Here is a 12,479-nt window from a genome sequence, read left to right as displayed (position 1 = left end):
ATATGTTGAATAATATTACTGATACCGTCAAACACTTAATAATCATCAATGTGATTATGTTCATTGGTACGCTTGCAATAGGAGGCGCTGCTTTTGGTGAAAATACGGTTTTCTATGATTGGTTTGCATTACATTTTCCTAAAAACCCTGCTTTTAAGCCTTGGCAAATCATCACACATATGTTCATGCATGGCGGTTTTATGCATATTTTCTTTAATATGTTTGCACTTTGGATGTTTGGGACTGCTGTAGAGCAACGTTTTGGAAGTAAAAAGTTTTTGTTTTTCTATATTTCATCTGGATTGGGAGCAGCTTTGCTTATGATTGGATACTACTTTTTTCAATTTTATTCAGGATTAAATATTTTAAATGCAGCAGGTTTTGATCAAACACAGACATTAGAAACACTAAAGTCTGGCTATGCTATGTACGATACAAGGTGGTCTGAATTTCTGACTGAAGATAAATTAAAAACTTTTATTACTGTCTTTAATGGTACAATGGTTGGTGCATCTGGAGCTATAATGGGTGTGCTAGTTGCATTTGGTATGATGTATCCTGAATCTAAACTGATGCTTATATTCTTACCAGTTCCCATTAAAGCCAAATATTTTATACCAGGAATTATTGCTTTAGATTTAATTTCTGCCATAACTGGTCAGTCATTTTTTAGTCCAAGTAATACAGCTTATGTAGCACATTTAGGAGGTGCTTTAACAGGATTCTTAATCATGTTGTATTGGAAAAAGACACAGTTTAATAAAAACCGTTGGGATAGGTAATGACAAGTTTGAACTACGATATCAAAGATAAACTGCAACGACTTAATGTTTTTGAAAAACTTATAGTAATCAACTTTGCTCTATTTGTCATTGGTTTGTTATTGAAAAATATTTTCCATTTTGGATTTGAATGGTTTGAACTACCTAGTGATTTCAATGATTTCATTTTAAAACCATGGAGTATTATTACCTATGCTTTTATTCACTATGACTTTTGGCACTTTCTATTCAATATGGTTTGGTTATACTTTATTGGAGGGATGTTTTCTAATATGTTCAGTATTAAAATGGGCTTGAATGTCTATTTTCTAGGGGCTATTTTTGGAGGTCTCTTGTTTTTACTGGGTTATAATTTATTTCCTAATATTTTTCAAACCAGTCCAAGATTGGTTGGAGCATCAGCAGCTATTAGAGCGTTGTTGATTTTTCTTTGTGCCTATATGCCTACAATGGAGGTACGTTTTTTTACCTTCAACATTAAGCTATGGTATATTGGTGCTGTGATTGTGGTTTTTGATGTTTTGGGCGTTGTAGCTGGTATCAGCGATCCTATTTATGGGAATGCTGGTGGAAACCTTGCCCATTTGGGAGGTGCAGCTCTAGGATATGTTTATGCCAAGCAACTTGTAAAAGGGAACGATATTGGTAAGGGGTTTGAAAAAATGATGGATCGTATTGCTAGTCTATTTAAATCAAGTGGCAAATCTCCCTTAAAAACAGTTCATAAAAAGAAGTCAGGTAAAGTGGCTGGTTATACTAAAGCAGAATTTAATGAGTTTAATAAACAGAAAAAAATAGACCTCATACTTGATAAAATTAGTAAGAGTGGCTACGACAGTCTGACAAAAGAGGAAAAGGAGTTTTTGTTTAAGGCAGGAAAATAATCATGAAAAACCTAAAGTTAATAGACAAAATAATCTACCTAATTAATGGTCTATTAGCTTTTATGCTGTTGCTTTCATACGCACTTACTTATGTGCCACCAAAATCATTTGCACTCTTATCTGTGTTAAGTTTAGGCGTTCCGTTTTTAATACTTGTTAATGTTTTATTTCTGTTATATTGGTTAATTAAGCTGAAGAAACAATTGATTTTACCACTGACAGTTTTAGCTATTGGTTACTTTAGTTTTGGTTCGCTTTACAAGTTTTCTTCTAATGAATTTGTATCGCATGATGATAAACTTGATGTGATGAATTTTAACGTTAGGTTATTTAACCTATATGATTGGATACCTGAAAAGCATGTCGAAAATACTATTGTTGATTTCATTAAGTTAAAAGCACCTGATGTTTTAAGTATCCAAGAATACCATCCTCACAAAAATATTGATTTATCATTTTTCAAGTATAAATTTGAAAAACTTTCAGGTAATAAAGTAAAGAACGGACAGGCTATTTTTTCACAGTATCCTATTGTCAATTCAGGTTCTATAGAATTCCCAAACACTTCCAACAATGCTATTTTTGTTGACATTGTAAAGGCTTCAGATACTTTGCGAATTTATAATATCCACTTACAATCTATGAAGATTGATGCCAATGCCGAATTGAAGCAAGAGGATTCTGAACGCCTTTTAAAACGTGTTGAGAAAACATTTGAAATGCAACAAGAACAAACAGAATTATTTTTGAAACACAAGAACCAATGTCCTTACAAAATGATAATCTGTGGTGATTTTAATAATACGGCTTTCTCTTACGTGTATAAAGAAGTACGAGGTGATTTAAACGATGCTTTTAAGGAAGCTGGAAATGGATTTGGTAGAACCTATGAGTTTAAGTTTTTTCCTGTACGGATAGATTACATTTTTTCTGACCCAGAAATTGAAATCACCAGTTTTAAGACCTACGACAATAAGTTGTCTGACCACTATCCAATAATGGCTCGTTTTAAATTACATTAACCAGCAATCCACATAATCTGCTAGTATGTGAATAATCAATCCCAAGCCAATTATTCTAGTACGTCTAGGTATTATTAAAATAAAATAAGCAACTATAGCATAATAAGTATGCAACGGATGAAAATTGATGCTGCATCTGTTTGAATCAAAAATTGGACTAGCAAGCAGATGATCTAAATCAATGAGCATGCATGCTAGCATAATTATATATACTTTTTTCCATTGTTTAGGATAAATAAAAAGAGCAACGAGCAAAGGCAGAATAAAATGAATACCATAATGCCATGTAGTTCTAATCATGGCAATTTAGACTTTGTGATTCTAGATAAGAAATAGCATTTGGACCTTCATTGAACAATAAATCCAGAATACTTAAATTTTCAATAAATCCGTGTTTTTCACTAAACACCTGTACGTATTTTTCAAAGCCAAACGGTTTTTCGCGCTTGGCATTAACGAGTTGTCGATAATCAACTTTATCTGGTGGTTGATGTATATATTCTAACGATTTCTCTACTGGTAAATCCAATTGTAAACACGTGCAAATGGTATTAAAACAAAGTGTGTTGAAATCATATAAGTTTTCAAATGGCGTTTCAAATAGGAATTTTAAATCATCTTCGTAAAACTCAAAGAAAGGCGACGTTCTATACGCAGACTCCAAAGATTTCCAGTGATTTCGTTGCCAGTTTTCAGTATTCTGAATCTTGACATTTCGGTATTTTTGACGTTGCTTTTGCGTATGAATTACTGGAACATTAAGTGACAGCTTGCCATTAGCGCCATAAACATAACAACGATTTCTATAGGTTTGCTTTTGGAAATTATCATCCCATTCAATGGTTATGGAATCAGCCTGAAGCATTGCCACAAAATGAGCTATGTTAGGAAAATATGTAGAATGAATCAATATATTACTCATAGCCATATTTCCAATTTAACACAGGATGAAATTGATTAAGATTTTGCTTTTTTACGCTTGCGAAATTGATTAAAACCAAACCAAATAGCCAACAGGACTAAAAATGGAATAAAGAAAGATATCGGTTTGCCACTACCATTAACAGTCGTAAACAAACGTTCCCAACGTATTTTTTCTTTAATGCCGTTTCCGTTGCTGTTCCAGCTCATCCAAATAAATACAGGTTTCCCAACAACATGGTCAAAAGGCGTAAAACCCCAAGATCGTGCATCTAATGAGTTATGGCGATTGTCTCCCATCATCCAGTAATAATCTTTTTTAAAGGTATAGTTGGAGGCTAATTCACCATTCACAAAAACCTGGTTACCTTTTACTTGAACTGTGTTGTTTTCATAATCAGTAATAATACGTTCATAAAGCGGTAAAACCTCTAAATTAAGATCAATGGTTGCGCCAGCTTTAGGGATATATAACGGACCGAAATTATCATTGTTCCAATCGTAATTGGCATTATGAGGGAAAATACCACTATCTCTTGTTTTAGAATTGTTTTTTACAACCGATATAACATTCGGGTCATTTTTTATAGTATTTGCCAATTCTAAAGTAGCGTTGGCACTTATTTTATTACCTACAAAATTGAATTTCAGCCTATCAAACGCAGTCTGACTCATTTGCCCAACTAAATGCACATTTGTGCTGTCCTTATGTACAACATCTAAATGTGTATTGTTGGTATTTAAAAAATCTTGAACACGTGAGTCATTCCAAACATTAGTTGGTAACATATAAACACGCGTGTATTCAGTTATACCATATTTATCTAAAAAATTCTGGCTGATATCTGATTTTGTCTCAACAGTATGGAAGAACTGTAATTTGGCTCTATCTGGTAATACATTCTGTTTACCATTAATATAAACGAAACCATCCTTTATTTCTAGAGAGTCACCTGGCAATCCAACACAACGTTTTACATAGTTGGTTTTTTTGTCAATAGGCTTTAAATATTTTCTATCTGGATTGTTTACAGCCATGCTATATGATGAATCTGCAGGCCAGTTGAAAACCACAATATCATTGTGCTTTATATTTTGAAACCCAGGAATTCTTAAATAGGGAAGAGACAGCTTATTTACAAAAGCATCTTTATCATTGTCATTGTATAAATACGATTTCTTTTTAAGGACTGGAATGGTATCATGAACCATAGGAGCTGCAACCGTTGTCATTGGTACTCGAGCACCATAGTGAAACTTGCTCACAAATAAGAAATCGCCAACGAGTAAAGATTTTTCTAAGGAAGAGGTTGGAATGGTGTAAGGTTGAATAAAATAGGTGTGAACAATAGTAGCGGCTACAATAGCAAATAATATAGAACTTACCCAATCACCTAAACCAGTTTTAGGATGTAAGTCTCTATCTTCTTTGTAATCTAAATCAAGTGCATAATTAAGGTAGTAATTATAAAAACCAAAAGAGATAATGGCTAAAAAAGTATCTAAAGATGAATTTTTGCCAAAGCTTCTAGCCGTTTCAACCCAAACTACAGGAAACATAATAAGGTTAACTATGGGAAGAAATAATAAAATAACCCAATACCAAGGTCTGTTAATTATTTTCATTAAAATCACAGCATTGTAAACAGGAACAAATGCTTCCCAGGCTTGTCTGCAAGCTTTAACGTATAATTTCCACGTTCCTAATCCGTGTATAAGTTGAATTACTAGAAATACAAAAAATAATTGCGTAAGTGTCATATCTTATTTTTTTCTGTCTTAATTAGTGGTTCAAAATTCTAATTCGTTACCACAAGATTCTATCTTAACCAATATTTAACACATCTTTCATGGTATAAACACCAGTCTTGCCCAAAAGCCATTCAGCAGCAATAACTGCTCCCAATGCAAAGCCTTCACGATTGTGTGCTTCGTGTTCAATTTTAATACTATCAGTCTCGCTCTTATAATTAACAATATGCGTTCCAGGTATATTGTCAATGCGCTTGGCTTTTATAGAAAGAGCATCTTCTCTGTTTTCATCAAGTGACCAATTACTATATCGTCCTTGTTTGTTAATTATCGATTCTGCAAGGGTAATGGCTGTGCCACTTGGAGCATCAAGCTTTTGAGTGTGATGAATTTCTTCCATGGAAACATGATATTGTTCCAGACCATTCATAAGTTTGGCCAAATGACTATTCAATTCAAAAAATATGTTGACACCCAGACTAAAATTAGATGCATAAATAAAAGCGCCATTTTCATCTTTACAAATTTCAATAGCTTTATCATAATTATGCAACCAACCAGTAGTTCCTGAAATTACGGGAATTTGATGCTTAAAACAGTTTACTATATTAAAAAAAGCTGCAGTTGGAACGCTAAAATCAATAGCAATATCGGCATCAGTAATGTCGTAGCCATCTTCTTCTGACGTTTTTATGACTATTTCATGACCTCTATTTATGGCTACTTGCTCAATGATTTTGCCCATTTTCCCATATCCTAGTAATGCAATTTTCATAAACTAAAATTTAAAATTTACGGTTAAACCTAAATCACCAGTGTTATCAAATTCATTGATTTTATAATGGGGCTTAAAGGATAAATTTTCATCAACATTATATTGAAGTAAATGTGCGTCAACGTTGGCATCTATGATATTTAAGGCATAAATACCAATGGTTACTAAAAGTGAAATTTCTTTATTTCGGCGAAGGGTTTTTTGAGCCTCGCGTAAACCATCATCTGTTACGGTTCCGAAAAATTCGTCATCCTCAAAACCGGCTAATCGTCGTTTATAAGCATCTCGGTAGCGATTATATTCTTTATCATTATCCAAATAAAAATACATACCAATTCCCAATCCAGCATAAACAATGGGTATTTTCCAATATTTTTTATTGTAAGCTTGCCCTAACCCAGGTAATACAGCAGAATAAAATGCAGCACGTGCAGGTGACAGCGGATCTATAGGGTCACTGATGACTGTTTTTGCTTCAACATTCAGCTTTTCAGTTTCAGTTAATGCTTTTTTGTCTTCCTTTTCATCATCCTCTTGGGCAAAAGATGTGGTAACAAAGCCAAAAATTAATAAAAGCGCTATTGAGAATTTATTTAGCACGCTTAATCAATTTAATTATTCTATTGAAATCTTCTTCGGAATGAAAAGGAATGCTAATATTGCCTTTGCCATTTTTTGAAACTTTCACATCAATTTTATGACCAAAATAGTCAGAAAAATCCTTAACACCTTTTTTGATGTATTTAGGAAGTTCAGGTTTTTGTTTTTGTGAGGTTTTTGAAGGCTTGTCTGATTGAAAATTTCTTACCAAAGCTTCCGTTTCACGAACAGATAATTTATTCGTGATAATTTGTTCATAGATATCCAATTGCAAACTTTGGTCGTCAATATTGATAATAGCTCGACCGTGTCCCATGCTTATAAAACCATCACGCATGCCTGTTTGAATAATGGGATCCAGTTTTAATAATCTCAAATAATTGGCAATAGTCGAACGTTTTTTACCAACGCGTTCGCTCATTTGCTCCTGTGTAAGATTAATTTCATCAATTAAACGTTGATAAGAAAGCGCAATTTCTATAGGGTCTAAATCCTGACGTTGAATGTTCTCAACCAAGGCCATTTCAAGCGATTCCTGGTCGTTGGCAATGCGAATGTAAGCTGGAATAGTTTCCAGACCAATAGATTTTGATGCTCTAAAGCGACGTTCACCAGAAACCAATTGGTATTTATTGAAATTTAATTTTCTAACCGTAATAGGCTGAATAACGCCTAGTTCTTTAATAGAAGACGCTAATTCACGAAGTGATTCTTCATTGAAGTTGGTACGTGGTTGAAACGGATTTATTTCAATAGCGTTGACATCCAATTCAACTATATTTCCTATGACTTTGTCTGCGTTTTTATCTTTGGCTGAAGCAATATCATTTGAAGGATCTTTCAGTAATGCCGATAATCCTCTACCTAAAGCTTGTTTCTTGGTTGCCTTCGCCATAACTAGGAGTTTTTATTGATAATTTCTTTGGCTAAACTTAAATAATTGTTGGCACCTTTACTACTGGCATCGTAATTAATGATGCTTTCACCATAACTAGGTGCTTCACTTAAACGTACATTTCTTTGAATGATTGTTTGAAAAACCATATCATTAAAATGTTTTTGTACTTCTTCAACAACTTGATTAGATAATCGTAAACGCGAATCATACATGGTTAAAAGAAGCCCTTCAATATCCAATTGTTGGTTGTGAATTTTTTGAACACTTTTAATGGTATTCAACAATTTACCTAAACCTTCTAAAGCAAAATATTCACATTGTATGGGAATAATAACAGCATCAGAGGCTGTTAAGGCATTTAATGTCAATAAGCCCAAAGAAGGTGCACAGTCAATTAGAATAAAATCATAATCATCCTTAATATCTTCTAATGCTTTTTTGAGCATGTATTCGCGCTGATCTTTATCAACTAGTTCAATTTCTATAGCAACTAGGTCTATATGAGCAGGTATAATATCTAAATTTGGTGTACCACTATCAATAATGGCTTCTTTAGCATTATTTGTGTGTTCTAATAATTGGTAGGTGCCAATTTCAACAGATTCAACATCAATTCCCAATCCAGATGTGGCATTGGCTTGAGGGTCTGCATCTATAAGTAGGACTTTTTTTTCTAATACACCCAAGGAAGCGGCTAAATTAACCGAAGTGGTTGTTTTCCCAACACCGCCTTTTTGGTTAGCAATTGCTATGATTTTACCCATTAAATGATTTGGTTTTAATACGCGTAAAAATACAATTATTTGTGGGTTTAGAAAACGTAAGTTGTTAACAAACGTTAAATAATTATAGGCGTTTTTTTATAGTATAAAATGTTATGAATTACGCTTTTTACTGCGAATCATTTCTTCCAATTGATCCCACATTTCTTGCGGAATTTCTTCCAAAAGATTAAATTCACCAGCACCTTTAAGCCATTCACCACCATCAATGGTAATAACTTCGCCATTGACATATGCTGAAAAATCGGACACTAAATAAGCCGCTAGATTAGCCAATTCTTGATGTTCACCAACGCGATTTAAAGGGACCTTTTTAGCCATATCAAATTTATCTTTCAAATTGCCAGGAAGTAATCGGTCCCAAGCACCTTTGGTTGGGAATGGTCCAGGAGCAATAGCATTAAAACGCATACCATATTTGGCCCATTCAACCGCCAAGCTACGAGTCATAGCAAGTACGCCAGCTTTGGCTGCAGCACTTGGCACAACGTAGGCAGAGCCTGTCCATGAGTAGGTAGTCACGATATTTAAAACAGCAGTATTGGTTTGCTTGGTGTCTATCCAATGTTTACCAATAGCCAAGGTGCAGTTTTTTGTGCCTTTTAATACAATATCAATAATGGTATCAAAAGCGTTGGCTGAAAGTCGCTCGGTGGGAGAAATAAAATTACCTGCTGCATTGTTTAATAACACATCAATTTTTCCAAATTTTGCAATCACGGCATCACGCATGGCTTCTACTTGGTCGTAATGGCGCACATCGCATTGTAAGGGTAGGCACGAGCCACCAGTTTCGGCTTCCAATTCTTTGGAGGTGTTTTCCAGTTTCTCTAAATTTCTGGATGTAATAGCTACATTGGCGCCTAATTCCAAAAAGTATTTGGTCATGGCCTTGCCTAAACCAGAACCTCCACCAGTTACAATAATAGTTTTGCCTTTTAAGGCGTCATCTCGAAGCATTTTTTGTGTGTGGTTCATTTTTTAAGTTTCGTTTACGGTTTGGGCTATGAGTAGTTGCGTGGGTTAGCACGAAACTTTGCAAGTACACACCAGACTGAAAATCCGTGAGGATTTTCAGAAGTAGGCGAGAACAAGCAATTACTTATAGCCATTGTTGTGCTTTCGTTATTTTTTTCCAAATTGATTAAGTTAGATAGTTTTTCAATTTCTTTGAGCAATTTATTATAATTACTTACCTCATAATCGGCAATATCTCTCATATGACTAAAATATCCGTAGAACACTAAATCTTCTTCGGTTGTTAATTCAATATTTGAATTTTTCTTGTAGAAAAACTGCATAAGCCTTTTCCGTTTAATTATTTCATTTGTGTAATTTGACATTTGAGTATTTAGATGATTAAGCTCTTCTTGATTCACTTGTTCAGCAAGTGCATAATATTCTGAAATTGCCTTTTGTAGTTCAACCTCATCAATTAATTCTAATATGTTACTTGATTGAATTGCCTGGTAAGTAGATTTATGCACTATAAAGTTTTTCCATAAGGCTGAATACCTAAATGTTTCGTTGCTTAATTTTAATCTACCAGAGCCAATGTATTGATTCAATAGCCGACTTTTTGTAGAGTCAAATTCAATACATTTCAAAAGGCTTAATTTATCCTTATTTAAATCTTCAATTAGTGATGATAAATATTTATCCAGTTTTTTTTGATTTGATTTATTTTGTTCATTGACATTAATTTGAAGAGCAATCAAGATTCCAATAACAACAAGTATAATTTCTCCTATAGCATAAATAAGATACTTACTGAACTTATTTTCAGAGAGTAATTTTTGTCTAATTTTTCTAAAGAATTTTATCATTGGTTAGCGGTTTGTCATAATGAAGCACAACGATTTGATATGAATCCGTTTCAATGATTTATATCTACTGTAAACGAAGTTAGTTGATTTTTGATTTAGAATCAAAACAAACTAATCAATCAAAATCTCCAAAATTTTAATGGCTGCATCACTAATTTTAGTCCCTGGACCAAAGACAGCCACAGCACCAGCATCAAATAAATATTGGTAATCCTGTTTTGGGATTACGCCACCTACAATCACCATAATATCATCGCGACCATAGCCCTTGAGCGCTTCAATGACTTGTGGTACCAATGTTTTGTGTCCTGCTGCCAATGAGGAAACTCCTAAAATATGGACGTCGTTTTCTACAGCTTGTTTGGCAGCTTCTTGAGGTGTTTGAAATAATGGGCCAATATCCACATCAAAACCAACATCAGCATAACCCGTAGCCACTACCTTGGCACCACGGTCATGACCATCCTGTCCCATTTTGGCAATCATAATTCGTGGTCGTCTGCCATCTTGTTCTTCAAACTTATCGGCCAGTTCTTTGGCTTTTTTGAAGGATTCGTCGTCTTTTATTTCTTTGCTATACACCCCTGAAAATGATTTGATTTGTGCTTTGTAACGCCCAAATTCGGCTTCCAGAGCATCACTGATTTCACCTAGTGTTGCACGTTCACGAGCCGCTTCAACAGCTAAAGCTAATAAATTTTCTTCTCCTGTTTGCGCTGCTTTGGTTAAATTTGCTAATGCCTGATTAACTTTATTGGCATCACGCTCTGCTTTAATTTTGTTTAAACTGGCTATTTGCTGACTACGAACCGTTTGATTATCAACTTCTAGCGTTGTAATAGGATCTTCTTCATCCAATCGATATTGGTTAACACCCACAATAATATCTTGACCAGAATCAATGCGAGCTTGTTTACGAGCAGCCGCTTCTTCAATGCGAATTTTTGGAATACCAGCTTCAATAGCTTTGGTCATACCACCTAAATCTTCAACTTCTTCAATAAGTTTCCATGCTTTTTGAGCAATGTCGTGAGTTAGTTTCTCAACATAATAGCTACCAGCCCACGGGTCAACCGTTTTGGTAATATGTGTTTCTTCTTGTAAATAGATTTGTGTATTTCTGGCAATACGTGCAGAAAAATCTGTTGGGAGTGCAATGGCCTCATCCAGTGCATTGGTGTGTAAACTTTGCGTTCCACCAAAAGCCGCAGCAGCCGCTTCAATAGTGGTTCTCGCTACATTGTTAAACGGGTCTTGTTCTGTTAAACTCCAACCAGATGTTTGGCAATGAGTACGTAATGCTAGGGATTTTTCGTTTTTAGGATTGAATTGTTTAACCAATTTTGCCCAAAGCATACGTGCCGCACGCATTTTAGCAATTTCCATAAAATGATTCATACCAATAGCCCAAAAGAAAGACAAACGAGGCGCAAAGGTATCGATGTCCATACCAGCTGCAAGTCCTTTTCTAATATACTCTAAACCATCGGCTAGGGTATAAGCCAATTCAATATCACAGGTAGCACCAGCTTCCTGCATGTGATATCCAGAAATACTAATACTGTTGAATTTAGGCATGTTTTGACTCGTGTATTCAAAAATATCCGAAATGATTTTCATAGAAGGTGTTGGCGGATAGATATAGGTATTTCGCACCATAAATTCTTTGAGAATATCATTTTGAATGGTTCCAGCAAGTTGCTCCGGCTTGACACCTTGTTCTTCAGCTGCCACAATATAGAATGCCATTATGGGTAATACAGCACCATTCATAGTCATAGAAACTGACATTTTATCTAGTGGGATTTGGTCAAACAGAATTTTCATATCCTCAACCGAATCGATTGCCACACCAGCTTTTCCAACATCACCAACAACACGTTCATGATCGGAATCGTAGCCTCTGTGTGTTGCCAAATCAAACGCTACGGAAAGCCCTTTTTGTCCGGCTGCTAGATTACGTCTGTAAAAAGCATTACTTTCTTCAGCCGTTGAAAAACCAGCATATTGACGAATTGTCCAAGGTCTTCGGACATACATAGTACTGTATGGACCACGTAAGTTTGGTGCAATACCAGCAACAAAATTCAAATGTTCCACACCTTTTAGATCAGTTTTAGAATAACGTGATTTAACAGGGATATCTTCAGCTGTGATAAAGGAACTGTTTGATTTTAGGTTTTGTTTGCCTATTTCTAATTTTATATGTTGGATATTTTTTCTTGACATTTACAGAA

The 12,479-nt window shown here is 34.7% G+C and carries 13 protein-coding genes; 3 read left to right on the top strand and 10 right to left on the bottom strand.

Going from position 1 to position 12,479, the window contains the following annotated elements; translation table 11 throughout:
- Window positions 1-5: 5 nt before the first annotated feature.
- Genes HGK31_RS07035 through HGK31_RS07025 form a run of 3 tightly spaced genes read left to right on the top strand, consistent with a single transcriptional unit; the run spans window position 6 to window position 2,688 of the window.
- A complete protein-coding gene (locus tag HGK31_RS07035; RefSeq protein ID WP_191859396.1) occupies window positions 6-782 on the top strand; it encodes a rhomboid family intramembrane serine protease in 777 nt (258 codons plus the stop codon).
- A complete protein-coding gene (locus tag HGK31_RS07030; RefSeq protein WP_191859108.1) occupies window positions 782-1,666 on the top strand; it encodes a rhomboid family protein in 885 nt (294 codons plus the stop codon). Before HGK31_RS07035 ends, HGK31_RS07030 begins: the two co-directional genes overlap by 1 nt.
- 2 nt (window positions 1,667-1,668) lie before the next feature.
- Complete coding sequence (locus HGK31_RS07025) at window positions 1,669-2,688, top strand: endonuclease/exonuclease/phosphatase family protein (RefSeq protein ID WP_191859107.1); 1,020 nt, start codon at window positions 1,669-1,671, stop codon at window positions 2,686-2,688.
- Here HGK31_RS07025 and HGK31_RS07020 read toward each other — a convergent pair.
- From HGK31_RS07020 to scpA, 10 genes are all read right to left on the bottom strand, one after another.
- Complete coding sequence (locus tag HGK31_RS07020; protein WP_191859106.1) at window positions 2,680-2,988, bottom strand: DUF6122 family protein; 309 nt, start codon at window positions 2,986-2,988, stop codon at window positions 2,680-2,682. The two genes, HGK31_RS07025 and HGK31_RS07020, sit on opposite strands and share 9 nt — an antisense overlap.
- Window positions 2,981-3,610 carry a WbqC family protein gene (locus tag HGK31_RS07015; RefSeq protein ID WP_191859105.1) on the bottom strand — a complete coding sequence of 210 codons (630 nt, stop codon included), beginning with the start codon at window positions 3,608-3,610 and terminating at the stop codon, window positions 2,981-2,983. The genes HGK31_RS07020 and HGK31_RS07015 overlap by 8 nt, the downstream gene beginning before the upstream one ends.
- A gap of 35 nt (window positions 3,611-3,645) precedes the next feature.
- Window positions 3,646-5,370 carry a signal peptidase I gene (gene lepB, locus HGK31_RS07010; RefSeq protein ID WP_191859104.1) on the bottom strand — a complete coding sequence of 575 codons (1,725 nt, stop codon included), beginning with the start codon at window positions 5,368-5,370 and terminating at the stop codon, window positions 3,646-3,648.
- A gap of 64 nt (window positions 5,371-5,434) precedes the next feature.
- The gene (dapB, locus tag HGK31_RS07005; protein WP_191859103.1) at window positions 5,435-6,136 is read right to left on the bottom strand and encodes a 4-hydroxy-tetrahydrodipicolinate reductase; all 702 of its coding nucleotides are present in this window, start codon (window positions 6,134-6,136) and stop codon (window positions 5,435-5,437) included.
- Between the two features lie 3 nt (window positions 6,137-6,139).
- Entirely contained in the window at window positions 6,140-6,736 is a 597-nt protein-coding gene (locus HGK31_RS07000) for a DUF5683 domain-containing protein (RefSeq protein ID WP_191859102.1), read from the bottom strand.
- Window positions 6,726-7,631 (bottom strand): ParB/RepB/Spo0J family partition protein, encoded by a 906-nt coding sequence (locus HGK31_RS06995; RefSeq protein ID WP_104734231.1) that lies wholly within the window; start codon window positions 7,629-7,631, stop codon window positions 6,726-6,728. Before HGK31_RS06995 ends, HGK31_RS07000 begins: the two co-directional genes overlap by 11 nt.
- A 2-nt stretch (window positions 7,632-7,633) precedes the next feature.
- A complete protein-coding gene (locus tag HGK31_RS06990) occupies window positions 7,634-8,398 on the bottom strand; it encodes a ParA family protein (protein ID WP_104734230.1) in 765 nt (254 codons plus the stop codon).
- Window positions 8,399-8,509: 111 nt separating this feature from the next.
- Complete coding sequence (locus tag HGK31_RS06985; RefSeq protein ID WP_191859101.1) at window positions 8,510-9,394, bottom strand: SDR family oxidoreductase; 885 nt, start codon at window positions 9,392-9,394, stop codon at window positions 8,510-8,512.
- Window positions 9,395-9,420: 26 nt separating this feature from the next.
- Window positions 9,421-10,242: a hypothetical protein gene (locus HGK31_RS06980; RefSeq protein WP_191859411.1), complete on the bottom strand. Its 822-nt coding sequence runs from the start codon at window positions 10,240-10,242 to the stop codon at window positions 9,421-9,423.
- A gap of 111 nt (window positions 10,243-10,353) precedes the next feature.
- Window positions 10,354-12,471 carry a methylmalonyl-CoA mutase gene (gene scpA / locus HGK31_RS06975; RefSeq protein ID WP_191859100.1) on the bottom strand — a complete coding sequence of 706 codons (2,118 nt, stop codon included), beginning with the start codon at window positions 12,469-12,471 and terminating at the stop codon, window positions 10,354-10,356.
- Window positions 12,472-12,479 lie beyond the last annotated feature (8 nt).

The organism is Hanstruepera ponticola, from assembly GCF_012931685.1.
Lineage (GTDB): Bacteria > Bacteroidota > Bacteroidia > Flavobacteriales > Flavobacteriaceae > Hanstruepera > Hanstruepera ponticola.
This window is presented reverse-complemented; position numbering and strand designations above follow the sequence as displayed.

What these genes read in the sequence shown, in the direction of transcription:
- HGK31_RS07015 (WP_191859105.1), bottom strand. Translation starts at nt 3,610, where the DNA reads ATGAGTAATATATTGATTCATTCTACATATTTTCCTAACATAGCTCAT.
- HGK31_RS07030 (WP_191859108.1), top strand. Translation starts at nt 782, where the DNA reads ATGACAAGTTTGAACTACGATATCAAAGATAAACTGCAACGACTTAAT.
- lepB (WP_191859104.1), bottom strand. Translation starts at nt 5,370, where the DNA reads ATGACACTTACGCAATTATTTTTTGTATTTCTAGTAATTCAACTTATA.
- HGK31_RS07025 (WP_191859107.1), top strand. Translation starts at nt 1,669, where the DNA reads ATGAAAAACCTAAAGTTAATAGACAAAATAATCTACCTAATTAATGGT.
- scpA (WP_191859100.1), bottom strand. Translation starts at nt 12,471, where the DNA reads ATGTCAAGAAAAAATATCCAACATATAAAATTAGAAATAGGCAAACAA.
- HGK31_RS06985 (WP_191859101.1), bottom strand. Translation starts at nt 9,394, where the DNA reads ATGAACCACACACAAAAAATGCTTCGAGATGACGCCTTAAAAGGCAAA.
- HGK31_RS06990 (WP_104734230.1), bottom strand. Translation starts at nt 8,398, where the DNA reads ATGGGTAAAATCATAGCAATTGCTAACCAAAAAGGCGGTGTTGGGAAA.
- HGK31_RS06980 (WP_191859411.1), bottom strand. Translation starts at nt 10,242, where the DNA reads ATGATAAAATTCTTTAGAAAAATTAGACAAAAATTACTCTCTGAAAAT.
- HGK31_RS06995 (WP_104734231.1), bottom strand. Translation starts at nt 7,631, where the DNA reads ATGGCGAAGGCAACCAAGAAACAAGCTTTAGGTAGAGGATTATCGGCA.
- dapB (WP_191859103.1), bottom strand. Translation starts at nt 6,136, where the DNA reads ATGAAAATTGCATTACTAGGATATGGGAAAATGGGCAAAATCATTGAG.
- HGK31_RS07020 (WP_191859106.1), bottom strand. Translation starts at nt 2,988, where the DNA reads ATGATTAGAACTACATGGCATTATGGTATTCATTTTATTCTGCCTTTG.